Raw genomic sequence first — 22869 nt, 5'->3', positions numbered from 1 at the left:
ATGGCGTCCTGTCAGGCTACACCGGCTTACGCCAAACACTCGCCAACCAAGGCTGCTGCTCCCGCGGCAGTCCCGCCGGCCGGTAGTAATGCTCCAGCTCCACAAACCCCGCCTCGGTCAGCAACTCCTGCCACGCGTGAAGATCGTAATAAGCCCCATAACGCGGCCCGTTCCAGCCTTCCTGATTCTCACCCCGCGGATTGGAACTGAATAACACTCCACCCGGCTTCAACGCCTCGCGCAATTGCTTCAACACCCGAGGTAATTCCTGACTCGGGATGTGGAACAGCACCGCATTGGCAAATATCCCGTCAAACCGCTCGGCCGGCAGATCGAGTTTCAGAAAGTCTTGCTGCCAGACTTCGCAACCACTGTCCTCCCGCGCCATCTGCGCAAATTTTTCCGAACCGTCGAGGCCGACGGCGGTATGGCCCATGCGGGTGAAGGTTTTCAGGTCACGGCCAGGGCCGCAGCCAAAGTCGAGAAGGGTGAACGGTGCGCCACCCTGAATATGCCGCAACAGGGCATCGATGTTCTGGCTGACATCGTGATCGCGGGTGCCTTCACGGAAATCCTCGGCCACCGCGTTGTAATGGTCCAGGGTGGTGGAGGTGATCTGCTCCAGATCGTCGGGAGTCTGTTTCATGGTCGGCTGCGCAGGCAATTGGGATTCGCCGAATATACGCCATGACGCCGCGGGCTGCTGCGCAGCCATTCGCGAGCAAGCCTCGCTCCTACAGGGGATCGGTGGTGCCAGAACGACGTAACTTCTGTAGGAGCGAGGCTTGCCCGCGAAGGCAATATCACTGACAACCAATGACTCAGGCCAAACTCAGCTCTGCTTCATCCCCAGACATTCAATGGACCGATCAACCATCGCCTTGGCAATCTCCAGCAAATGCCAGACGGAAAACACCAATGCCCGATCGGCCCCCTTGAGCTGATCACCACACTGATACGCCTTGACCGAGGCGCAGCGCAGTATATCGGCGACGTAGAGCTGGGCGTCTTCGAAGCTCACGTCTTTGCTGACGTTGTAGAAGCGCAATTCATCGGGTGGTGAGGGCTGCTTGCCGGTGAGGTGGAAATCGATTGCACGGTAAAGCGCCGATCGATCCCTGAGCGGGTCTTCAGTGGCGGTTTCGTTAGTGGGGTTTTCGGGAGGTGGATCGGGTACGGATTTTTTCATGTGTTGCTCCTATTGCCACATGGGAGCCATCACTTATCGCCTACTAAACGATTGGGTGGCGGCTGTGCGCAGGTTAGTAGGCCGGTCAATAGGAAAACCGGTGCACCCGAAGATGCCCCACGCACAGCCACCATATTCTGCATGCGGCAAACATTGCCGGACATGAGCATGGAATCGCTATGCGCCTATTGATCCGGGCTACTAAACCCGATCACTGATGAGCAGTGACGAACCGAGACTAGCCACGGAATTTGGCAGGCGCAAGCGAGCGGAATGATCTAGGAAACGTCCTGCGAATGAAAGGGATCTGGCCTGCTGGCGCTCTGATTTTCTTGTGCGAAAACTTCCCCTTCGGCGAGGGGATTGTCTTAATGCCTGTCAGTTAATCCGTAACGCGATCTGTAGCAGCTGGCGAAGCCTGCGTTCGGCTGCGTAGCAGTCGTGAAATCAGAGTTCACGGTGTTTCAGGAAGACTGTGCAAGCAGGATTTACGACTGCTTCGCAGCCGAACGCAGGCTTCGCCAGCTGCTACAAGGTGAGCGTCGCAGCTGCTATCTCGATCAGCGCTTGTTGAGTCCCCGAGCCAACCGATCCCCACCCAACTGAATCACCGCCACCAACACCACCAGCAACACAATCACCGTCAACATGATCTGGCTGTCGAACCGCTGATACCCATACCGGTAAGCGATGTCCCCCAACCCACCGGCACCAATCGCCCCGGCCATGGCTGAGGAGTTGATCATCGTCACCAACGTAATCGTGAACCCACCGACAATCCCCGGCAGCGCCTCAGGCAACAACACATGCCAGACGATATGCCAGCGTCGGCAGCCCATCGCCTGCGCGGCTTCAATCAACCCATGGTCGACCTCGCGCAAACTGACTTCGGCAATACGTGCAAAGAACGGCGTGGCCGCAATGGTCAGCGGCACCACGGCAGCCCAGACGCCATACGTGGTGCCGACGATCAACCGGGTAAACGGAATCAGCGCCACCATCAAAATCAAAAACGGAATTGAACGGAACAGGTTCACGAACGCGCCCAAGGCGCGGTTCAGTGCCGGTGCTTCGTAGATCCCGCCCTTGGCGCTGGTGACCAGAATCACCGCTAACGGAATGCCCGCCAGCAGCGCAATCAACGACGACACACCCACCATCAAAAACGTGTCGATAAAACCCTGAAGCAACCGATCAAACCACATAACCCAGTACCTCCACCTGTTGCGCCCAGTTGCCAGCGCGCTGACGCAATTCCTCGGCGCCGAGGGACGAACTGGTCACCGCCAGCAGCAATTGCCCGAGCGCATGCCCCTGAATCCGTTCCACGCCTCCTTGCAGCAAACGCACGCGGCCACCAAGGGCGCTGAACAGCGCCGCTAGGTCTGGCTCGTCGCTGGCACTGCCGGTGAATTGCAAACGCAGCACCACAGCGCTGTCCGAAGACTGCGGCTGCTCCCGCAAACGGCTTTGCAGCTCTTGCGGCAAGCCGTGTTGCAGCGGCGCGAGCAAGGTCTTGCTGACTTCATGTTGTGGGTTGCCAAAGACTTCCCAGACCGGCCCTTGCTCGACGATTCGCCCGTGTTCCAGCACCACGACCCGATCACAGATATCGCGGATCACCGCCATCTCGTGAGTGATCAGCACGATGGTCAGGCCCAGGCGCCGGTTGATCTCGCGCAACAGGCCGAGGATCGATTGCGTGGTCTCCGGATCCAGCGCCGACGTCGCCTCGTCACACAACAGAATCTCTGGGTCGTGCACCAGCGCTCGGGCGATGCCGACGCGTTGTTTCTGCCCGCCGGAAAGTTGCGCCGGGTAGGCTTTGTGCTTCTCCTGCAGGCCGACCAGTTCCAGCAATTCGCGGACTTTGCGCTCGCGCTGCTCCTTGGGCACACCGGCGACTTTCAGCGGCAATTCGACGTTCTGCCAAACCGTCTTGGCCGACATCAGGTTGAAGTGCTGGAAGATCATGCCGATCCGTCGCCGCAATGCCACCAAGCTGTCTTCATCGAACTCGCCAATATCCACCTGATCGATCAGCACCCGCCCGCTGCTCGGTTGTTCGAGACGGTTGATGGTGCGGATCAGCGACGACTTGCCCGCGCCGCTGCGACCGATGATGCCGAACACTTCGCCGTGCTGGATCGCCAGGTCGATGCCGTGCAAGGCCGCCACCGGACCTTGCTGGCCGTTGTAGGTTTTACCCAGGCCGATGAAGCGCACGTGGGCGCGATTCAGGTCTGGGTGCAGTTCGGTTTGTGTGGCGTTATGTGGCTCCGGAAGTTCCAGTCGCCGTTGGATCGCGGCCGTCATACTCAGCTTTCCCAGCCGGCTTGATAGAGCTTGCCGTGGGCTTTATCCAGTGCTGCGCGAACGGCTGGCGAATGCTGGTAGATGTCGACGAATTTGATCAAACGTGGGTCGGTTTTGCTTTTCGGCTGGATCACGAACTGGATCACGTATTCCTTGTGATCGAGGCCGTCGAACAGCAGGGCGGAGCTGGCATCGAAGGTCTTCGACAGACGGATGTAGGCCGGGTAGCCCTGGACCAGATCGGCGTCGTCGTAGGCGCGCACCAGTTGTACGGCCTCGACCTGAAGGATTTTGATTTTCTTCGGGTTGGCGATGATGTCCTCTTCGGTGGCTTTGTAGCCGACGCCCGGTTTGAGGGTGATCAGCCCGGCCTTGGCCAGCAGTTGCAGGCCGCGACCGCTGTTGATCGGGTCGTTGGCGATGGCCACGCTGGCGCCTTCGGGCAACTCGGCGAAGCTTTTGTATTTTTTCGAGTAGAGGCCGACGTTGTTGATGATGCCCGGGGCGAACGGCACCAGGTCAAAACCAGCGGCGGCCTTGGCGTTTTCCAGGAATGGGATGTGCTGGAAATAGTTCACGTCGATATCGCCCGAGGCGAGGCTGACGTTGGGGGCGATCCAGTCGCTGAACTCCACCAGTTCGACTTTCAGGCCTTGTTTGTTGGCTTCTTCGACGGCGGCTTCCAGGGGGATGGCGAAGGCGGCGGTGGTGCCGACTTTCAATGGCGCGTCGGCGGCGAAGGTGATGGAGCTGAAGAGGCCGAGGGCCAGGGCCAGTGCTTTGACTGGGTGGGAGAGGTAGTTTTTGGTCATGATGGCTATTCCAGTCAGTGCATAAATGTGTGGTGTCGGTTCGGGCCTCATCGCGGGCAAGCCCGCTCCCACAGTGTTCTCGGGTGTTCACACAATCCCTGTGGGAGCGGGCTTGCCCGCGATGCTTTTAGCGGCGAAACGCCGACCCGGTATGTTGCTCGGGCAAATACGCCTCTCCGTGGAACAGCTTTTCCCGCAAGCTTCCCTCGTCATAAGCCGTCTTGTATGACCCACGCCGCTGCAACTCCGGAATCACCAAATCTATGAAATCCACATAGCTTTCCGGCGTAACAATCCGCGTCAGGTTGAAACCATCCAGACCGGTTTCGGCGATCCACGATTCCAGCTCATCGGCCACCTGCTGCGGAGAGCCGACCACGGTGATGTAGCGACCACCGAGGGCGTGTTGTTCCAGCAGTTTGCGGCGGGTCCAGTCGTTGTTTTGCAGGTTTTTGGTGGCGGACTGGATGGCGTTGCTCTTCACGTACTGAATCGGTTCGTCGAGTTCGTACTCGGAAAAATCGATCCCGGTCGACGCCGAAAAATGCGCCACACCGGCCTCAGCGCTGGCGTAGCTCAGGTACTCGGCGTGCTTGGCCCAGGCCAGCTCTTCTGTCTCACCGACGATCACGTTCAAGCCCATGAACATCTTGATGTCCCAGGGATTGCGCCCGGCCTCGACGGCGGTGGCGCGAACCTTGTCCACCTGAACTCGGGTCGCCGGTTTGTTTTGACCACTGATGAACACGCACTCGGCATGGCGACCGGCGAACAGCAAACCGCGATCGGAACTGCCGGCCTGGAACAGCACCGGCGTGCGTTGCGGCGACGGTTCGCAGAGGTGATAACCCTCGACCGAATAGAACTCACCCTTGTGCTCGACCTTGTGCACTTTGCCTGGCTGGGCGTAGATCCGTTGTTCGCGGTCGTTGAGCACCGCGCCGTTTTCCCAACTGCCTTCCCAGAGTTTGTAGAGCACTTGCAGGTATTCATCAGCCTGGTCGTAGCGGCGGTCGTGTTCCACCTGTTCGCTCAGGCCCATGGCCTTGGCGGCGCTGTCGAGGTAGCCGGTGACGATGTTCCAGCCGACCCGACCGCGACTCAGGTGATCGAGCGTCGACATGCGTCGGGCGAACAGATACGGCGGTTCGTAGGTCAGGTTGGCGGTGAGGCCGAAGCCGAGGTTTTTGGTGACGGCGGCCATGGCCGAGACCAGCAGCAGCGGGTCATTGACCGGCAACTGGATCGACTCTTTGAGCGGCACGTCCATCGAGTTTTGATAGACGTCGTACACGCCGACGATGTCGGCGATGAACAGACCGTCGAACAGTCCGCGTTCCAGCAGCTGCGCCAGTTCAGTCCAGTATTCGATGGTCTTGTATTGGGTAGAGTTATCCCGTGGATGCGTCCACAAACCATGGTTGATGTGCCCGATGCAGTTCATGTTGAACGCGTTGAGCAGGATTTTCTTTTTGGCGTCGGCCATCAGATGGTCCCCCGCAACGGCGGGTTTTCATCGTTGAGGTAGTAATTGCCCACCGCGTGATACTTCCAGCGCACCGGGTCATGCAGGGTATGTACCCGAGCGTTGCGCCAGTGGCGATCCAGGCCGTGTTCGACCAGGGTCGCCTGACTGCCCGCCAGTTCGAACAAGGTGCTGCCAGCGGTGAGAGAGATTTCGGTGCTGATGGCCCGGGCTTCGGCGACGGCAATTGAGGCGGCGGCGACGGTCTCGGCATTGGTGTCGGCCTGTGCCTGGTCGAGGAATTCGCCGGAGCGTTCCAGCAAGGCTTCGGTGGCGTGTAGGCGAATAGCCAGGTGGCCGAAACTCTTGATCGTCAGCGGGTCTTCGATGGCTTTGTCGTTGCCGGAATCAATCCACGGCCGGGTCTTGGTGCGCACAAAATGCAGTGCATCTTCGTAAGCGGCGCGGGCGATGCCGGTGTCGATGGCGGCATGGAGAATCTGCGCCAACGGGCCGACGGTGGTCGGGCGCTCGAAAGCGCTTTGAAACGGGATCACATCTTCGGCCGCGACGTAGACATCCTCGAACACCACCGAACCGCTGCCAGTGGTGCGCTGGCCGAAGCCGCTCCAGTCGTCGATCACCGTCAGGCCTTTGCTGTTGCGCGGGACGAAGGCCAGTTGCTGCACACCGTTTTCGTCCACCACTGACGTCGGGATGCGCTGGGCGTAAATCGCACCGGTGGCGTAGAACTTGCGGCCGTTGATGCGGTAACCGTTGCCATCGCGAGTCAGGCTGGTGACGCGATCATGGGCGGTTTTGGTGCCCAGTTCCGCGAGTGCATTGCCGAAGCGCTGGCCGGCCAATACTTCGGCGTAGAGACGTTTTTTCTGCTCATCAGTGCCGTTCACGCGCAGCACTTCGAGGGCGTAGAAATGGTTCTGGGGAATTTGTCCGAGGGAGCCATCGGCCTGGGCGATCAACGCGATGACCTTGGCCAGGGTGACGTTGGAAACCCCTGCGCCGCCGTATTCTTTTGGCACGCTGATGCCCCAAAGACCCGAACGGGAAAACACTTCCAGTTCCGGGAGCGGCAAACGACGTTCGCGGTCGCGCAGGGCGCTGTCGCGTTTGAAATCGTCGGCCAGGTCACTGGCGACGATCAGGGCTTGCTCATCGCTGGTGATGACCGCGACGTGGTGAGAAAGAGTCATGTGTTTCTCCAGAGATCTGGTCAAAAAGGTTCTGGTCGTCAGATCCAGGAATGCCGCGCAGGCAAGGTTCCGTTGAGGTGGTAAGCGCCGACGGCGTGATATTTCCAGCGCACCGGGTCGTGCAGCGTGTGCACCCGGGCGTTGCGCCAGTGGCGGTCGAGGTTGAATTCGGCGAGGGTGGCGCGGCTGCCGGTCAGTTCGAAGAGCTTTTCGCTGGCCAGCAGCGAGATCTCGGTGGTCAGCACTTTGGCTTCAGCCACGGCAATCGAAGCGCGTGCAGCGGACTCGGCGGTGAGCGGCGCGGCGTTGACCTGATCGAGTACTTGCCCGGCCTTGCGCAGCAGCGCTTCGGCGGCGTGCAGTTCGATTTTCAGCTTGCCGATGTCGGCGATCACGTAGAGGTCGTCGCTGGCCCGTTCGACCTTGGCGTCGATCCAGGGCCGTGCACGCGTTTTTACGAACTCGATGGCGTCATCGATGGCGCCTCGGGCGATGCCGGCGTCGATGGCGGCTTGAATCAGCTGCGACACGGCGCCTTGGGTATTCGGGCTGTCGTTGATCTTCCAGTTATCCACCACCAGCTCGGCGTCGACCCGCACGTTGTTGAGCAAAATGGTGCCGCTGGCGGTGGTGCGCTGGCCGAAACCCGACCAGTCATCGACGATGCGCAGGCCCGGGGTGCCACGACGAACGAAGGCCAGCACTTGCTTGCCGTCGTCGTTCAGCGCCTTGACGGCGACCCAGTGGGCGAACAGGGCGCCGGTGGAATAGAACTTCTGCCCGTTGATGACGAAGCCATCGCCGTCGGCGGTGATCCGCGCCTTGAGCTCCAGGGTGTTTTTGGTCCCGCGCTCTGGTCCCGCGTTACCAATTCGCCAGCCTTCGAGCACGCTTTTGAATAGCTGTTTTTTCTGCGGCTCGGTGGCACTGCCGAGTATCAGGTTGAGAATCCCGAACTGGTTCTGCGGGATCTGCCCCAAAGCCGGGTCGGCCGCGGAAATGATCGCGAATACCGAGGCTAAGGTGACGAATGAAACTTGCGGGCCACCGTACTCTCGCGGGATGGCAATGCTGCCCAGGCCACTGCGGGTGAACTGTTCGATTTCCGACCACGGCAGCTTGCGCTGCTGGTCACGTTTGGCTGCTTGCAGGCGGGCGATTTGCGCCAGCTCATGGGCAGCCTTGATGGCTTGTGCGTCGTTGCGTAAGACCTGCGCGGGCAACAACAATGGGGCGATGTCCAGATCACTCTGGACGATTGCATCTGCCAGACTGGACATCAGTGCCGCTCCTTGGCTGCACGCAATGCCCTGGCGATGTGCACTGGGGTGATTGTGTTCCGGACCATACCTACCTCACATCTCATGGAAGCGCCGCGATCGTTGCGGCGAACGAAAACAAGAATGTCCGGTGGTCCGGTTTATATACCATAAACGTGTATAAATAATTTATGAACTAACTTTTAGGAATATGCATAGAAGGGTCGTTACCCTTTAAGCCGCCAAGATCGCAGCCTTCGGCAGCTCCTACAGGGGAATGCGTTCGGCGTAGGAGCTGCCGAAGGCTGCGATCTTTTGAGTCTTGTAGCAGCTGGCGAAGCCTGCGTTCGGCTGCGTAGCAGTCGCAAAATCAAGCGCCGTGATTATTCAGGTTAATCGCGGACTCAGGATTAACGACTGCTGCGCAGCCGAACGCAGCCTCGCAGCCTCGCAGGCTCGACAGCTGCTACAGGGGCTCATCGCTTTCGGGATTCAGCGGCCATGAGCGCTTCTTTCGGTGGCACTTTCAGGTAGGGATTGGCACAGCCGATCTTCAGTGTGCGTGCCGGTGCCCAGCGCGAGTTGTTACCCACGCGGTCGAGGATGCAGTAAGTCACTTCCAGTCGCAGGTCTTCGCCGGCTTCGAGAATGATCGCCGGGGGCACCCAGACCTGAATCGGCTGTCCCACATCGCAAGCCTTGAGCTTGGGCAAATCCATGCGCACATCGCCCCAGCGCAGGGTGATTTCGTCGTCGGCGGCCATGTTCAGGTAAGGCTCGATGGTCAACGGGACACCGCGTTTGACCTGATTCGGATTGACCCCCTGACGACGAATGGTTTCAGGGATGAACACCGGCGCCAGGCTCTGGTTTTCCTCATCGCAAAGAAGCAGGCCGCCCGGGCAATCGAGCTTGATCTGGACGCGTGCCGCCGGTGATACCGCGGCCCCTTGCCCGACCTGCATGACTTTGTAATGGACGCGGGCGGAACCATTGGCAATGAAGCTTTCCGGCACCCGCAGGCTCACCGCTTTACCGCCATGGTCGGGGCCCAGGACACTGGAGGCCACGTAGCAGTTGTTCCAGAACAGTTCGATCAGATCGCCTTCGTCCATTCCGGAATAAGGAGCCACGTCGATCATAAGGTGAGCGGCGGAGGTGATGTTGATGCCGGCCTTGTGGCTTAGCGCCAAGGTCGGGGCTGCAAGTTCAGGTTTGTTCGAAGTGCTTGTCATGGGTTTCTCTCCTTGAAGCTTTGCCGCGAAGTCCATTTCTGAAAGATCGAAAGGCGTGAATCACCAGGCAACAAAACGATTCACTATTTGCGCGCTTAAACAATGATTGAGTGGGATGGCTGTTGCCTGTTGGGGACTAGATAAGAGTGCGCTTGAATAGGTGTCAATAGCGTTGGTTGGTTAAAGGTTAGTTCTTGCGTGATTCAGAAAGCTCCTACGAGGTATGGTTAATAAACCGCATCGCTCTGTCGAATAAAGGCCGATATTTGATGGGTTTTATGCCTCTGAGGCAGCAACCCTTTGAGCTAGGGCAGCAGGGTGTTTTATAAATTTAGGCGATATGAATCTGTTGCAGGACATATATATGTACCGCATGGGGTAACGGGAAGTTATTTATGATGAGGGCGAATCAAGAAAATGCTGAAAGGCGGCTATAGGCTTTTATAAGGCGGGCTTAATGTCACTTCCATCCCTGGAAGTTGACAGTTTCCGAATTAGGCAGCACTAAGTGTTATTAAGAAACTTGCTGAGAAACTGCTTCGTCCGTTCCTCTTTCGGATTGGCAAACAGTGCCTTGGCTTCGCCTTGTTCGACGATCACACCCTTGTCGAAAAACACCACACGGTTGGCCACGTCCCGGGCAAAGCCCATTTCGTGGGTGACGATCACCATGGTGCGTTTCTCCTCGGCCAGGCCGCGGATAGTCGCCAACACTTCGCCCACCAGTTCCGGGTCCAGCGCCGAGGTCGGTTCATCGAACAGGATCACTTCCGGTTCCATCGCCAACGCCCGGGCAATCGCCACACGCTGTTGCTGACCGCCGGAGAGGCGTCGCGGGTAAGCGTCTTCCTTGCCCGCCAGGCCGACCTTGGCCAATAGCTTTTTACCCAGGGCAACGGCTTCGGCACGCGGGATCTTTTTCACCACCAACGGGCCTTCGATCACGTTTTCCAGGGCCGTGCGATGGGGGAACAGGTTGAAGTTCTGGAACACAAAACCCACATGCTGGCGCAAGCGCCGTACCAGGCTCTGCTGCTGGTTCAGGGGGCGGCTGCCATCGATCTCGATGTCGCCGACCTTTATCCGGCCGCTGCTAGGTTCCTCGAGAAAATTCAGGCAGCGCAGGAAGGTGGTCTTGCCCGAGCCGCTGGGGCCGATGATCGCCACCACCTCGCCTTCCTTCACCTGCAGATCGATGCCGTTGAGCACCACCTGACCCTTGAACTGCTTTGTCAGTTTTTCCACGACAATCATTGGGTCAGGACTCCTGGTCGTGCCGATTGACCCGCGCTTCCAACTGGTTCTGCAGGTGCGAGAGTACAGTCGCCAGAACCCAGTAGATCAGCGCAGCGGCAAGATACATGGTGAAAATTTCGAAGGTACGGGCGGTGATCAGCTGCGCTTGGCGGAACAGTTCCGGCACCTGAATGGTGGCTGCTAGGGCGGTGTCCTTGACCAGCGAAATAAAGCTGTTGCCCAAAGGTGGCAGAGCTGTGCGCGCCGCTTGCGGCAGGATGGCCCGGCGCAGGGTTTGCGCGCGGGTCATGCCGATACTGGCGGCGGCTTCCCACTGGCCGCGCTCGATGGAGCTGATCGCGGCACGCAGGATTTCGCAGGCGTAGGCGGCCATGTTCAGCGAGAAGCCGATCAGGGCAGCCGGCAGCGGATCAAGTTCGATACCCAATTGCGGCAAGCCGTAATAGATCACGAACAGTTGCACCAACAACGGCGTGCCGCGAAAGAACGACACGTAGATGCGGGCGATCCAGCTCACCAGTTTGAAGCGCGACAGCCGCATCAACGCCAGGCCGAAGCCCATCAGCAGGCCGAAGAACATTCCGCCCAGGCTCAGGATGACCGTGTAGTACGCGCCCTTGAGCAGAAAGGGCGCGGAGTCCAGCGCGAGTTGGAAAGCTTCTCCCATTATTGAGTGACGTCAGCGCTGAAGTATTTTTCCGAAAGCTTTTTCAGCGTACCGTCGGCACGCAGCTTGTCGATGGCGTTGTTCACCGCGGCCAGCAGCTCAGGCTCGCCTTTGCGCAGGGCAATACCGGCTTCCTGGCGGGAGAACGCTTCGCCTGCGGCGGCAGTGTCCTTGGCTTTCCTGGCATATTCCAGCGCGGCCAGGCGGTCGATCAGGATGGCGTCGATGCGGCCGACGCGCAGGTCCTGGAACTTGGTCGGATCATCTTCGTAGGTGCGGATGTCAGCCTTAGGCACATTCTCTTTCACCCACTGCTCGTAGTTGGTGCCCAGACCTACGCCGACTTTCTTGCCGGCCAGATCGGCGGCGGTCTTGATGGTGTCTTTGTTTTTGGTCAGGGTCAGCGCCTGAATCCCGGAAACGGTGTAAGGCGTGGAGAAGTCGTACTTCTTCTTGCGCTCTTCGGTGATGGTCACCTGGTTGATCACCGCGTCCAGACGCTTGGATTCCAGGGCTGCGAGGATGCCTTCCCATTTGGTCGGCTGCAGTTTGACCTTCACGCCCAGCTCTTTGGCCAAGGCCTCGGAGAACTCGACTTCGAAGCCGCTCAGTTTGCCGGCCTCGTCGACGAAGCTGAACGGTGGATAAGTACCTTCCAGACCGACGTTGATCACGCCTGCGTCCTTGATTTTTTGCAGCTGCTCACCGGCCACTGCCTGCCCGAGCAGGCCGGCGCTCAGCGCCAGGCCCAGCGAACCCACCAGCAGATTTCGACGTAATGCGGAAAAATTCATGACAAGCCCCTGTGTTTTCTTATGGAAGACGCTTAAGGAAAGTTGGCAAATTCGGGATTTGAACGACTGCGATATCCTGCCCTAAAGCAGCTTATGCGTCTTGCTGCAAATTCGCCTGCGGCGTGACTATATGATGTTGTCTTTAGATAGGAAAATACTAAATATTAAGTTTGTTATTCTTTTATGAGATATGCGGGGGTGGAGATCGTTCCCACGCTTTCATGATCGTTCCCACGCTCTGCGTGGGAACGCCTCTAGGGACGCTCCGCGTCCAGTGACGCAGAGCGTCACGGGCTGCATTCCCACGCGGAGCGTAGGAACGATCAGTTAGAGCACCGAGGTATAGGCAAACAACGCCGGCGCGCCACCGGTGTGCAGGAAGATGATCGGGCCGTCATCGAAGCGCTGGCGCCCGATGCCGTCGAGCAATCCGGCCATGGCCTTGCCGGTGTACACCGGATCCAGCAACAACCCTTCCTGACTCGCCAGTAGCTTCAGCGCGGACAATGTTCCGGCATTCGGCTCGCCATAACGCGGACCGAAATATTCGTCCCACAGTTCGATTTTGAAACTCGCCGGCAGGCTCACGCCCAACAGCTCGGCCGTACGCTCGGCGAGGCCCTCAACTTTCGGACGTTGAGCTTCATCGCTACGGGAAACGGTCACGCCGATCACTGGCAAATCCGGCAGTGCTTCGCTCAATGCCAGTGCCAGGCCGCTATGGGTGCCGGCACTGCCGGACGCCAGCACCACCGCGGCGAATTGCAGCCCGGTGTCCTTGATCTGTTCGGCCAGTTCCAGGCCCGCACGGACATAACCCAACGCGCCCAATGCATTCGAGCCACCAATCGGCACCAGATACGGCTTTTTGCCGTTGCTGCGCAAACGCCCGGCCAGCGCTTCCAATTGCTCGTCGGCATTGTCGAGGTTTTCCACCAACTCGACCTTGGCATCGAACAGGTCCAGCAACAGCCGATTGCCGTTGCCGACATAGTTGCTGTCATCAGTGCCGAGTGGATTTTCCAGCAGCGCCACGCAGCCCAGGCCAAGCTTGGCCGCAATGGCAGCCGTCTGGCGCACATGATTGGACTGAATCGCGCCGGCAGTGATCAACGTATCAGCGCCCTGAGCCTGCGCATCGGCGGCCAGGTATTCGAGTTTGCGCAGCTTGTTGCCGCCCAGTGCCAAGGGTGTCAGATCATCGCGTTTGACGTACACATCGCGGCCCAGCCAGGTCGACAGGCGTTCGAGTTTTTCCAGGGGAGTAGGATGACCGAGCAGGTCGAGGCGGTTAAAGCGGGCAAGCTGTTGTTTGATCATGGGTCCGTACTGGCGGAGGAAGATGTCAGGACTATAGGCACGGGTATTTAGTGGAGCAACTGCCAATCGCTTATAGCCGAAAGTATTGAGCACAGCACTATTGGTTCTTAATTCGGCTGCAAGCCGTTGCCGTAAAGTAATCGCGGTTAACGCGGCCAGACAGTCCGGCCGCCCGTGAGGAGTTTTTACTGTGAGCGAGCGTTCCAGCCATTGGCAATTGCAGACCATCGTCAGCCAACTGCGTACGGCGCGCGAGCAGTGGCGTGCACAAAACGGCCGTGCCAGCGGCGAGCAGGGCGGTCGCGAGTTGCCATCTCGAGCGGCCATGGCGGACATTCTCGAAGCCTTATGCGGTGCGCTGTTCCCGATGCGATTGGGGCCGGTGGATTTGCGCGAGGAGAGTGAAGATTTCTACGTTGGTCACACGCTCGATGTCGCGTTGAATGCGTTGCTGGCTCAGGCGCGGCTCGAATTGCGTTATGCCGCGCGCCACAGTGCCCAGGCCGATACTGAAGTCGAGGCCAAAACCATCCAGATCATTCAGGACTTCGCTCTCGCTTTGCCGGGGTTGCGCAGCCTGTTGGATACCGACGTACTGGCGGCCTATCACGGCGACCCGGCGGCTCGCAGTGTCGATGAAGTGTTGCTCTGCTATCCGGGAATCCTGGCGGTGATTCACCATCGCCTGGCCCATCATTTGTATCGCGCCGGCTTGCCGCTGCTGGCGCGGATCAGCGCGGAAATCGCCCACTCTGCCACCGGCATCGACATCCATCCGGGGGCACAGATCGGTCGCAGTTTCTTCATCGATCACGGGACGGGCGTGGTGATCGGCGAGACCGCGATCATTGGCGAGCGCGTGCGGATTTATCAGGCGGTGACTCTGGGCGCCAAACGCTTCCCGTCGGACGAGGACGGACAGTTGCAGAAGGGCCATCCGCGGCATCCGATCGTCGAGGACGATGTGGTGATCTACGCCGGCGCGACGATTCTGGGGCGGATCACCATAGGCAAGGGCTCGACCATCGGCGGCAACGTCTGGCTGACCCGCAGTGTGCCGGCGGGGTGCAACCTGACCCAGGCGAATCTGCAGCATGATGATGGGACGCAGAAATAAGTCCTTCACCTGAGACTGATCGTTCCCACGCTCCCGCGTGGGAATGCCTCAAGGGACGCTCCGCGTTCCAGGGCCGCCGCCGATGCAGTGCCTGGCACCGATGTGACGCAGAGCGTCACGGGGCTGCATTCCCACGCAGAGCGTGGGAACGATCGCGATAACCCTACCTCAAACGCATCCTTGAGCTAGCGTAGGAAAGCGACCGCCGAGCCCCAGGATTAGTCCTTAGCCCCCTATCCATGTTTAACTTGAACGCTCATTCAAGTTAAACCGCCGGTTTGCTGCCCGCTCACAACAGGAGGCTTGCCTTTGCCGAGTCCGTTATTGATTGCCCTGTTTCATCCCCTTGAGGTGCGCCTTTCATGAGTGCACCGTCCACCCCCGCAAGCGGCCAGGTCCGCATGAATCCGCCGGTGTTTTATTTCGCGGCGACCTTTATTTTGTTGTTCGCCGTTGTGGTCATGGCGATACCTGAACAGGCCGGTGCCTGGCTGTTGCAGGCGCAAAACTGGGCGGCCAATACGGTCGGCTGGTACTACATGCTCGCGATGACGCTGTATCTGGTCTTCGTGGTGGTCACCGCCTTGTCTGGCTACGGCAAGATCAAGCTCGGTGCCGACCACGACGAGCCCGAATTCAGCTACCTGTCCTGGGCCGGCATGCTGTTCGCCGCCGGGATCAGCATCACGCTGTTTTTCTTTTGCGTGTCCGAACCGCTGACGCACTTGGCGCAACCACCGCAAGGCGAGGCTGGCACGGCGGATGCGGCGCGTCAGGCGATGCAGATTCTGTTTCTGCACTGGGGCCTGCACGGTTGGGGCGTGTTCGCCTTCGTCGGCATGGCGCTGGCCTATTTTGCCTATCGACATAACCTGCCGCTGGCCCTGCGTTCGGCGCTGTACCCACTGATCGGCAAGCGCATCAACGGCCCGATCGGTTACGCGGTGGACGGCTTCGGCATCATCGCCACAGTGTTCGGCCTCGGCGCCGACATGGGCTTTGGTGTGTTGCACCTCAACTCGGGCCTGGACTACCTGTTCGGCATCGCTCACACCCAGTGGATTCAGGTCGGCCTGATCACGCTGATGATGGGCGCGGCGATCATCGTCGCGGTGTCCGGCGTCGATAAAGGCGTGCGGGTGATGTCCGACATCAACATGCTGCTGGCCTGTGCGCTGCTGCTGTTCGTGTTGTTCGCCGGCCCCACCCAGCACTTGCTCAATACGCTGATCCAGAATATCGGCGACTACCTCGGCGCCTTGCCGATGAAGAGTTTCGACCTCTACGCCTATGACAAACCCAGCGACTGGCTGGGCGGCTGGACGGTGTTCTACTGGGCCTGGTGGATTGCATGGTCGCCGTTCGTGGGCCTGTTCATCGCGCGGATTTCCCGTGGCCGGACCATTCGCGAATTTGTCTTCGGCGTGCTGCTGATCCCGCTCGGTTTCACCCTGGCGTGGATGTCGATCTTCGGCAACAGCGCCATCGACCAGGTCCTCAACCACGGCATGAGTGCGCTCGGCATGTCGGCCATCGACAACCCGTCGATGACCCTGTACCTGTTGCTGGAAACCTATCCGTGGAGCAAAACCGTGATCGCGGTCACGGTGTTCATCAGCTTCGTGTTCTTCGTCACATCCGCCGACTCGGGCACCGTGGTTCTGTCGACATTGTCCGCCAAGGGCGGTAACCCGGATGAAGACGGGCCGAAATGGCTGCGAGTGTTCTGGGGCGCGATGACTGCGCTGGTGACCAGCGCGCTGCTGTTCTCTGGCAGCATCGACGCCTTGAAGTCAGCGGTGGTGCTGACCTCGTTGCCGTTCTCGATGATTTTGCTGCTGATGATGTGGGGGCTGCACAAGGCGTTTTATCTGGAGTCGCAGAAGCAGATCGCGCAACTGCATTCTCTCGCGCCAGTGTCTGGAGCACGACGCGGCGGCTGGCGTCAGCGCTTGAGTCAGGCGGTGCATTTCCCGTCGCGCGATGAGGTCTATCGTTTCCTCGACACCACGGTGCGCCCGGCGATAGAAGAGGTGACGGCAGTGTTCGTCGAGAAGGGCTTGCACGTGGTTGCTCAGCCCGACCCGGCAAATGACAGTGTCAGCCTGGAGATCGGTCATGGCGAGCTGCATCCGTTCATCTATCAGGTACAAATGCGCGGTTACTTCACGCCGTCCTTCGCCCGTGGCGGCATGGGTTCCAAGCAACTCAACAATCGCCGTTACTACCGCGCCGAAGTGCATTTGAGCGAGGGCAGTCAGGACTACGATCTGGTGGGCTACACCAAGGAGCAGGTCATCAACGACATCCTCGATCAATACGAACGGCACATGCAGTTCTTGCACCTGGTGCGTTGATTGAGGAGGGGGGCTGACGTCTGGTCAGGCGTCAGTACTCATCGTCATGAACAACACCAGCGCCGCCACCGGCACGCCGAACACCGCGCTGCCCACCACCAGTTCCGTGCTCAACGGCTGGCCGGCGTTGACCATGCCGACCGCGCCATTGATCAAGGTCAACGCCAGCCACAGCATGACAAAGCTGTAGGCCAGGGTCTGGCGGGGGAAACCGATTTTCTCGCCGATGAGCAACATCAGCGCCAGAAGGACCAGGCCGAAGAAGATGATGATGGTGGTGTGCATGGTGCGTTCCTCTCCTTCAGATTTGTGGTGTCTTTGAGGCCGTCTTCGCGGGCAAGCCTCGCTCCTACAGGGTCGGTCACGGGATTGTGTTCGACCCAAATCTGTAGGAGCGAGGCTTGCCCGCGAAGGCGTCCTCACTGCTCTTCCCGATACATCGAGCATAGTTAAACCAACCCACCATTCACCCGCAGAATTTGCCCATTGACCCAGGCCGAATCCGGCCCCACCAGAAACGACACAACGCGAGCAATATCCTCCGGCTGACCCAAACGCTCCAGTGGAGGCATCTTGGCGAAGTTCTGGATTTGCTACTCACTCTTGCCGTGCAAAAACAGCTCAGTCGTCACCATCTGTGAAACGTTTCAGCATTTTCTCGAGTCCGAGGTTTATCGGCGTTTGTCCAAGCGTATGCTGGGCAACTTGCAAAGCAGTCGATACCACATTCAAGACAGACAAGAGAGGATTCGATGACCTACACCGCTGCCGAAAACCGCTACGATTCCATCCCTTACCGCCGTGTAGGCCGTAGCGGGCTGGTGCTGCCGGCGTTGTCCCTGGGCTTGTGGCACAACTTTGGCGATAGCACGCCAATCGATACCCAGCGTTCGTTGCTGCGCACGGCATTCGATCTGGGCATCAACCATTTCGACCTGGCCAACAACTACGGCCCACCGTACGGCAGTGCCGAGATCAACTTCGGTCGCTTGCTGCGTGAAGACTTCAAGCAGTACCGCGACGAGTTGATCATCTCCAGCAAGGCCGGTTGGGACATGTGGGCCGGTCCTTACGGTCAGGGCGGTGGTTCGCGCAAATACGTGCTGGCCAGCCTCGACCAGAGCCTGCAACGCCTGGGCCTGGATTACGTAGACATCTTCTATTCCCACCGTTTCGACCCGGACACGCCGCTGGAAGAAACCGCCAGCGCACTGGCCACCGCGGTGCAGCAGGGCAAGGCACTGTACATCGGCATCTCGTCATATTCCGGGGTGAAAACCCGTGAAATCGCCGGGTTGCTGAAAGAGTGGAAAGTGCCGCTGCTGATTCATCAACCGGCCTACAACCTGCTGAATCGCTGGGTGGAAAAGGACCTGCTGGACACCACCGATGAACTCGGCACCGGCGTGATCGCCTTCACGCCATTGGCTCAGGGGCTGTTGACCGACAAGTACCTCAACGGCGTGCCAGCGGATGCGCGGGTCAATCGTCCGGGCGGTGGTTCGTTGCAGGCGTCGCACCTTTCCGAAGCCAACATCGCTCATGTGCGGGCGCTCAATGACATCGCCAAGCGCCGTGGACAGAGCCTGGCACAGTTGGCGCTGGCCTGGACCCTGCGCGATTCACGGGTGACCTCGGCGCTGATCGGTGCAAGCCGGCCGGAGCAGATCATCGAGAACGTCGGGGCGTTGAAGAACTTGAGTTTTAGCGTGGAAGAGTTGGCGGAGATTGACCGGTTTGCCCAGGAGGGTGGGGTCAATTTGTGGGAGAAGCCTTCGACGGCGGAGTAAGTGTTCGGCTCCGGATATTCTGGCGCCCGTTCTGGCCCCATCGCGGGCAAGCCCGCTCCCACAAGGTTATCGGTTGACCGCAAAATATTGGTCAATACAAATCCTTGTGGGAGCGGGCTTGCCCGCGATGGGGCCATCAATGTCAGTACAAAAACTGGCTGATTATCGAAAAAACGGCACATCTCCCAACACCGTCGCCCGCTGCATCACTCGCCGCGCCGGGCGGTAATCATCCACCGCGTGATGCTGGGTCACGCGGTTGTCCCAGAACGCGATGTCGTCTTTCTGCCAGCGCCAGCGAATCGTGAACTCCGGCCGTGTGGTGTGGGCGAACAAGAATTTCAGAATCACCTCGCTTTCCGTTTCCGACAGCTCATTGATCTTCGACGTGAACCCTTCATTGACGAACAATGACCGGCGCCCGCTCACCGGATGCGTGCGAATCACCGGGTGTGACAGTGGTGGATTCTTCCTGCGTGCTTCCTCCCACTGAGCCAGGGCTTCAGGGGTGTTGCCATAGCGCTCCAGTGGGAACGAACGGGTGAAATCGTGAGTGGCGGTCAACCCTTCGAGCAGAGTTTTCATCGGTGCGGACAGTGCTTCATACGCCGCAATACCACTGGCCCACAGCGTGTCGCCGCCAAATTCCGGCAGCAACTTGGCGCTGAGCACCGCGCCCATCGCCGGGGTCGGCAGGAAGGTCACGTCGGTGTGCCAGATCGCGTTGTCCCGTACGTCAGTGACGGCGGTGTCGAGGATCAGTACTTCCGGCTGCTCCGGCACGTTCGGGTAGATCGGATGAATGTGCAGGTCGCCGAAATAGGCGGCGAATCGCGCTTGCTGTTGCGGTTCGATCGGCTGGTCGCGGAAGAACAGCACTTGATGCTTGAGCAGTGCCTGCTCGATGGCGTCGCGTTGCTCCAGGTTCAGCGGCTGGCTGATATCGACGCCGCTGATTTGCGCGCCGAGGGCGGAGCTTAAAGGGGCAATGGTCAGGTTGCTCATGGTGTTCTCTTCAATTCTGCGGGCGGTACATGAATTTTGTGAACGACACCGCACCTGTAGGAGCTGCCGAAGGCTGCGATCTTTTGATGTTGTTTTTAGAGAGCAAGATCAAAAGATCGCCGCCTCGTTTCACTCGACAGCTCCTACAGGGTTGATCCAAAAAAAGGGGGTATCAAGGCAGTTGCTCCCACATTCAAATGCTTCAGTGAGCCTGGCCGTGCCATGGCACCAGTTTGCGTTGCAGGGCACGCAACCCCATTTCCATGACGAAGGCGATCAATGCGATCACCAGAATCCCCAGCACCACCACGTCGGTGACCAGGAACTGCGCGGCCGACTGCACCATAAAGCCCAAACCACTGGTGGCGGCGATCAACTCGGCGGCCACCAGCGTCGACCAACCCACACCCAAACCAATTCGCACACCGGTCAAAATATCCGGCAAGGCACTGGGCAAAATCACATGGCGAATCAACTGCGCCCGAGTCGCGCCCAACGACTGCGCGGCGCGCAATTTGGCCGGGTCGACGGTGCGCACGCCAGTGGCGGTGGCAATCGCGATCGGGGCGAAAATCGCCAGGTAGATCAACAAGACTTTCGATAACTCACCGATGCCGCACCAGATCACGATCAGCGGCAGATAAGCCAGCGGCGGAATCGGGCGATAGAACTCGATCAGCGGATCAAGAATGCCGCGAGCGATGCGGTTGTGGCCGATGGCGATGCCGACCGGCACGGCGGTCAGCACGGCGAAACCCAGGCCCAGGCCAATACGGCTGAGGCTCGCGCCCAAATGCTGCCACAAGGTCGAATCCATGTAGCCGGTAGTCACCAGCAGCCAGCCTTTTTGCAGCACGGCGGAGGGTGGCGGCAGGAACAGCGGTTCGATCAAACCAGTGGCGGTGACGGCCCACCAAATTGCAACGAGAGCGACCAGCGTCAGCACGCTGATCCAGCGCGTGTTCAAGCTGCGACGCAGCGGAATTACCGTCGACCCCGACTTCACCGTCGCGGCGGGAATTTCATAGGTGCTCATGCGCGCTCCTGCCGCTGGACGGCACTGCGTTGGGAGAACACTTTGGCGAGCACGTGTTCGCGGGTTTCGATAAAGCGCGGGTCGGATTTGATCGCCCGCGCCGATTCTCCAGCAGCGTAACGCTGACCGAAGTCCAGGCTCAGACGCTCGACGATTTGCCCGGGGTTGGGCGCCAGCAGAATCAGATCCGTGGCGAGGAACACCGCTTCTTCAATGTCATGGGTAATCAGGAACACCGGTTTGGCGGTGCGCTGCCAGACTTGCAGCAACAGCTCCTGCATCTGTTCGCGAGTGAAGGCGTCGAGAGCGCCGAAGGGTTCATCCATCAGCAAAACCCGAGGGTCTGCGGCAAGGGCACGAGCGAGGCCGACACGTTGTTTCTGCCCGCCCGAGAGCTGCCAGATTCGGCGGTTTTCGAAACCGCAAAGGTCCACCAGCGCGAGCATTTCCCGGGCGCGCAGTTCACGTTTTTCCCGGGGAACGCCGGCCAGTTCCAGACCGAAGCCGACGTTGGCCAGCACGTCCTGCCAAGGCAGCAGGGCGTCGTCCTGGAACACCACGCCGCGTTCGGCGCTCGGGCCTTTGACCGGCACGCCGTCAAGGGTGATGCGCCCGGCACTGGGCTCGACGAAGCCGGCAATCAGGTTCAACAGCGAGGTCTTGCCACTGCCGGACGGACCGAGGGCGACCAGTAACTGCCGGGGCCCCAGGCTCAAGGAAATATCCGCCAGCACAGGTTCCGTGCTGCCTGGGTACTGTGCGCAGATGCGCTCCAGCTGAAGCAAAGCCATCGCGGTTAACTCCCGATCAATTGGTGATGTATTTGGCGCTGACGTACGGCGCGTAGTCCGGCAGCACGGCCTCGACCTTGCCTTGTTCCTTGAGGAACACCGCGGTGTCGGTAATGGCCTTGGTGGTCGGCGCGCCGAGGGTGATCACCTGATCAGCCGCGAGCGGGAAGACGTTGCCTTGCAACAGCAATGGAATGTCGCTGGCCTTGGCACCGGAGAGCTTCACCAGTTTGTCGACGTTGCTTTGGTTGGCGAGCCAGGCTTTCGGGTCTTTGCGGTAGTCGGCGTAGGCATCGAGGGTCACTTTGGCAAACGCAGTGACGATTTCCGGGTGCTTCTGGGCGAAATCCTTGCGCACGATCCAGGCATCGAAAGTCGGTGCGCCGAACTTGGCCAGTTCGCCCGAAGTGATCAGCACTTTGCCGTTTTCTTTGGCCACGCCGAGCGCCGGGTCCCACACGTAGGTGGCGTCGATATCACCGCGTTTCCACGCAGCGATGATTGCCGGCGGGGCGAGGTTGAGCACGGTGACTTTCGATGGGTCGATGTTCCAGTGTTTCAGCGCGGCCAGCAGGCTGTAGTGGCCGGTGGAAACGAACGGTACGGCGATTTTCTTGCCGATCAGGTCTTGCGGGGTCTTAATTCCGGAGCCATCGCGAGCGACCAGCGCTTCGGCGGCGCCGATCTGGGTGGCGATGAGGAAGGTTTCTACCGGAACTTTGCGGGTAATTGCCGCCGTCAGGGGACTGGAACCGAGGTAGCCGATTTGCACATCGCCAGAAGCGATGGCGGCAATGATGTCGGCGCCGTTGTCGAATTTGCGCCAGTCGATGTTGGCTTTGGTGGCTTTTTCGTAAGTGCCGTCGGCTTGGGCGACTTTGGCCGGGTCAACGGTGGTCTGGTAGGCGACGGTCACATCTGCCGCCTGAGCCAGGAAACTCGCCGAAGCCAGAAACGCGGCGGCCAGGAGGCGAAGAGGGGAAGTCAGTTTCATCGGGAAGCTCCTTGTCAGGCGACCGAGAGTCGGCGTGAAAAGGAGACTAAATGATATAATAATCCGAAAATAAATAACTTTTTCGAATTACCTTATGAGCGGAAAATTCTAAAGGATCAAAAGATCGCAGCCTGCGGCAGCTCCTACAAAGGTAGCGTGGGAATCTGAAATTGCGTGATGCGGGCAAAAAAATCGCAGCCTCGACACTGTCCCGTAGGAGCTGCCGCAGGCTGCGATGTTTTCACAGACGC

At 59.4% G+C, this 22869-nt stretch carries 21 protein-coding genes and 1 pseudogene; 3 read left to right on the top strand and 19 right to left on the bottom strand.

Annotated elements, in window-relative coordinates; genetic code table 11:
- Positions 1 to 16: 16 nt before the first annotated feature.
- From NHU87_RS08130 to NHU87_RS08070, 13 genes are all read right to left on the bottom strand, one after another.
- Complete coding sequence (locus NHU87_RS08130; protein WP_253547250.1) at positions 17 to 646, bottom strand: class I SAM-dependent methyltransferase; 630 nt, start codon at positions 644 to 646, stop codon at positions 17 to 19.
- 186 nt (positions 647 to 832) lie between these two features.
- The gene (locus tag NHU87_RS08125; RefSeq protein WP_253547248.1) at positions 833 to 1189 is read right to left on the bottom strand and encodes a DUF6124 family protein; all 357 of its coding nucleotides are present in this window, start codon (positions 1187 to 1189) and stop codon (positions 833 to 835) included.
- Between the two features lie 560 nt (positions 1190 to 1749).
- On the bottom strand, positions 1750 to 2394 hold the full coding sequence (locus NHU87_RS08120; RefSeq protein WP_008005138.1) for a methionine ABC transporter permease: 645 nt from the start codon (positions 2392 to 2394) through the stop codon (positions 1750 to 1752).
- Positions 2384 to 3505, bottom strand: a complete 1122-nt coding sequence (locus NHU87_RS08115) for a methionine ABC transporter ATP-binding protein (protein WP_253547246.1) — start codon at positions 3503 to 3505, stop codon at positions 2384 to 2386. Before NHU87_RS08115 ends, NHU87_RS08120 begins: the two co-directional genes overlap by 11 nt.
- A gap of 2 nt (positions 3506 to 3507) precedes the next feature.
- Positions 3508 to 4317 (bottom strand): MetQ/NlpA family ABC transporter substrate-binding protein, encoded by an 810-nt coding sequence (locus NHU87_RS08110; protein WP_253547244.1) that lies wholly within the window; start codon positions 4315 to 4317, stop codon positions 3508 to 3510.
- A 127-nt stretch (positions 4318 to 4444) separates the two neighbouring features.
- Positions 4445 to 5803 carry an LLM class flavin-dependent oxidoreductase gene (locus tag NHU87_RS08105; RefSeq protein ID WP_253547242.1) on the bottom strand — a complete coding sequence of 453 codons (1359 nt, stop codon included), beginning with the start codon at positions 5801 to 5803 and terminating at the stop codon, positions 4445 to 4447.
- Positions 5803 to 6996, bottom strand: coding sequence for an SfnB family sulfur acquisition oxidoreductase (locus NHU87_RS08100; protein ID WP_253547239.1), 1194 nt, complete (start codon positions 6994 to 6996; stop codon positions 5803 to 5805). The genes NHU87_RS08105 and NHU87_RS08100 overlap by 1 nt, the downstream gene beginning before the upstream one ends.
- Positions 6997 to 7034: 38 nt before the next feature.
- On the bottom strand, positions 7035 to 8276 hold the full coding sequence (locus NHU87_RS08095) for an SfnB family sulfur acquisition oxidoreductase (RefSeq protein WP_253547237.1): 1242 nt from the start codon (positions 8274 to 8276) through the stop codon (positions 7035 to 7037).
- 455 nt (positions 8277 to 8731) lie between these two features.
- Positions 8732 to 9490: a hypothetical protein gene (locus NHU87_RS08090; protein WP_253547235.1), complete on the bottom strand. Its 759-nt coding sequence runs from the start codon at positions 9488 to 9490 to the stop codon at positions 8732 to 8734.
- A gap of 504 nt (positions 9491 to 9994) precedes the next feature.
- A complete protein-coding gene (tcyN, locus tag NHU87_RS08085) occupies positions 9995 to 10744 on the bottom strand; it encodes an L-cystine ABC transporter ATP-binding protein TcyN (RefSeq protein WP_253547232.1) in 750 nt (249 codons plus the stop codon).
- Positions 10745 to 10748: 4 nt separating this feature from the next.
- Entirely contained in the window at positions 10749 to 11414 is a 666-nt protein-coding gene (gene tcyL, locus NHU87_RS08080; RefSeq protein ID WP_007903115.1) for a cystine ABC transporter permease, read from the bottom strand.
- A complete protein-coding gene (gene tcyJ / locus NHU87_RS08075) occupies positions 11414 to 12208 on the bottom strand; it encodes a cystine ABC transporter substrate-binding protein (protein WP_253547229.1) in 795 nt (264 codons plus the stop codon). The genes tcyL and tcyJ overlap by 1 nt, the downstream gene beginning before the upstream one ends.
- A 327-nt stretch (positions 12209 to 12535) precedes the next feature.
- Positions 12536 to 13528, bottom strand: coding sequence for a D-cysteine desulfhydrase (locus tag NHU87_RS08070; RefSeq protein WP_253547227.1), 993 nt, complete (start codon positions 13526 to 13528; stop codon positions 12536 to 12538).
- Between the two features lie 190 nt (positions 13529 to 13718).
- Between NHU87_RS08070 and epsC the strand changes: the two genes are divergently transcribed.
- Both epsC and betT read left to right on the top strand, forming a co-directional pair.
- On the top strand, positions 13719 to 14645 hold the full coding sequence (gene epsC / locus NHU87_RS08065) for a serine O-acetyltransferase EpsC (protein ID WP_253547225.1): 927 nt from the start codon (positions 13719 to 13721) through the stop codon (positions 14643 to 14645).
- Between the two features lie 401 nt (positions 14646 to 15046).
- Complete coding sequence (betT, locus tag NHU87_RS08060) at positions 15047 to 17002, top strand: choline transporter BetT (RefSeq protein ID WP_253547390.1); 1956 nt, start codon at positions 15047 to 15049, stop codon at positions 17000 to 17002.
- Positions 17003 to 17026: 24 nt separating this feature from the next.
- On the opposite strand, the gene NHU87_RS08055 is transcribed toward betT, so the two are convergent.
- Together NHU87_RS08055 and NHU87_RS08050 are read right to left on the bottom strand one after the other, a co-directional pair.
- Complete coding sequence (locus tag NHU87_RS08055; protein WP_253547223.1) at positions 17027 to 17287, bottom strand: hypothetical protein; 261 nt, start codon at positions 17285 to 17287, stop codon at positions 17027 to 17029.
- A 164-nt stretch (positions 17288 to 17451) separates the two neighbouring features.
- Positions 17452 to 17634: pseudogene (locus tag NHU87_RS08050) on the bottom strand (SDR family oxidoreductase); the annotation flags it as partial.
- Positions 17635 to 17754: 120 nt separating this feature from the next.
- On the opposite strand from NHU87_RS08050, the gene mgrA reads away from it, so the two are divergent.
- Entirely contained in the window at positions 17755 to 18792 is a 1038-nt protein-coding gene (gene mgrA / locus NHU87_RS08045; protein ID WP_253547221.1) for an L-glyceraldehyde 3-phosphate reductase, read from the top strand.
- A gap of 162 nt (positions 18793 to 18954) precedes the next feature.
- On the opposite strand, the gene tauD is transcribed toward mgrA, so the two are convergent.
- The 4 genes from tauD to tauA form a co-directional block, all read right to left on the bottom strand.
- Positions 18955 to 19797 carry a taurine dioxygenase gene (gene tauD, locus NHU87_RS08040; RefSeq protein ID WP_253547219.1) on the bottom strand — a complete coding sequence of 281 codons (843 nt, stop codon included), beginning with the start codon at positions 19795 to 19797 and terminating at the stop codon, positions 18955 to 18957.
- 202 nt (positions 19798 to 19999) lie between these two features.
- The gene (gene tauC, locus NHU87_RS08035; protein ID WP_253547217.1) at positions 20000 to 20833 is read right to left on the bottom strand and encodes a taurine ABC transporter permease TauC; all 834 of its coding nucleotides are present in this window, start codon (positions 20831 to 20833) and stop codon (positions 20000 to 20002) included.
- Positions 20830 to 21624 carry a taurine ABC transporter ATP-binding subunit gene (gene tauB, locus NHU87_RS08030; protein ID WP_253547215.1) on the bottom strand — a complete coding sequence of 265 codons (795 nt, stop codon included), beginning with the start codon at positions 21622 to 21624 and terminating at the stop codon, positions 20830 to 20832. The genes tauC and tauB overlap by 4 nt, the downstream gene beginning before the upstream one ends.
- Positions 21625 to 21640: 16 nt before the next feature.
- Complete coding sequence (gene tauA / locus NHU87_RS08025; RefSeq protein WP_253547213.1) at positions 21641 to 22618, bottom strand: taurine ABC transporter substrate-binding protein; 978 nt, start codon at positions 22616 to 22618, stop codon at positions 21641 to 21643.
- Positions 22619 to 22869: the final 251 nt, after the last annotated feature.

The sequence above is a fragment of the Pseudomonas mandelii genome (assembly GCF_024138395.1).
Classification (GTDB): domain Bacteria; phylum Pseudomonadota; class Gammaproteobacteria; order Pseudomonadales; family Pseudomonadaceae; genus Aquipseudomonas; species Aquipseudomonas mandelii_E.
This window is presented reverse-complemented; position numbering and strand designations above follow the sequence as displayed.

Coding starts and splice junctions, on each gene's coding strand:
- tauA (WP_253547213.1), bottom strand. CDS start 22,618: ATGAAACTGACTTCCCCTCTTCGCCTCCTGGCCGCCGCGTTTCTGGCT.
- tauB (WP_253547215.1), bottom strand. CDS start 21,624: ATGGCTTTGCTTCAGCTGGAGCGCATCTGCGCACAGTACCCAGGCAGC.
- betT (WP_253547390.1), top strand. CDS start 15,047: ATGAATCCGCCGGTGTTTTATTTCGCGGCGACCTTTATTTTGTTGTTC.
- mgrA (WP_253547221.1), top strand. CDS start 17,755: ATGACCTACACCGCTGCCGAAAACCGCTACGATTCCATCCCTTACCGC.
- tauC (WP_253547217.1), bottom strand. CDS start 20,833: ATGAGCACCTATGAAATTCCCGCCGCGACGGTGAAGTCGGGGTCGACG.
- tcyJ (WP_253547229.1), bottom strand. CDS start 12,208: ATGAATTTTTCCGCATTACGTCGAAATCTGCTGGTGGGTTCGCTGGGC.
- NHU87_RS08110 (WP_253547244.1), bottom strand. CDS start 4,317: ATGACCAAAAACTACCTCTCCCACCCAGTCAAAGCACTGGCCCTGGCC.
- NHU87_RS08115 (WP_253547246.1), bottom strand. CDS start 3,505: ATGACGGCCGCGATCCAACGGCGACTGGAACTTCCGGAGCCACATAAC.
- tcyN (WP_253547232.1), bottom strand. CDS start 10,744: ATGATTGTCGTGGAAAAACTGACAAAGCAGTTCAAGGGTCAGGTGGTG.
- NHU87_RS08055 (WP_253547223.1), bottom strand. CDS start 17,287: ATGCACACCACCATCATCATCTTCTTCGGCCTGGTCCTTCTGGCGCTG.
- tauD (WP_253547219.1), bottom strand. CDS start 19,797: ATGAGCAACCTGACCATTGCCCCTTTAAGCTCCGCCCTCGGCGCGCAA.
- NHU87_RS08130 (WP_253547250.1), bottom strand. CDS start 646: ATGAAACAGACTCCCGACGATCTGGAGCAGATCACCTCCACCACCCTG.
- NHU87_RS08105 (WP_253547242.1), bottom strand. CDS start 5,803: ATGGCCGACGCCAAAAAGAAAATCCTGCTCAACGCGTTCAACATGAAC.
- NHU87_RS08120 (WP_008005138.1), bottom strand. CDS start 2,394: ATGTGGTTTGATCGGTTGCTTCAGGGTTTTATCGACACGTTTTTGATG.
- NHU87_RS08100 (WP_253547239.1), bottom strand. CDS start 6,996: ATGACTCTTTCTCACCACGTCGCGGTCATCACCAGCGATGAGCAAGCC.
- NHU87_RS08090 (WP_253547235.1), bottom strand. CDS start 9,490: ATGACAAGCACTTCGAACAAACCTGAACTTGCAGCCCCGACCTTGGCG.
- NHU87_RS08070 (WP_253547227.1), bottom strand. CDS start 13,528: ATGATCAAACAACAGCTTGCCCGCTTTAACCGCCTCGACCTGCTCGGT.
- NHU87_RS08125 (WP_253547248.1), bottom strand. CDS start 1,189: ATGAAAAAATCCGTACCCGATCCACCTCCCGAAAACCCCACTAACGAA.
- NHU87_RS08095 (WP_253547237.1), bottom strand. CDS start 8,276: ATGTCCAGTCTGGCAGATGCAATCGTCCAGAGTGATCTGGACATCGCC.
- tcyL (WP_007903115.1), bottom strand. CDS start 11,414: ATGGGAGAAGCTTTCCAACTCGCGCTGGACTCCGCGCCCTTTCTGCTC.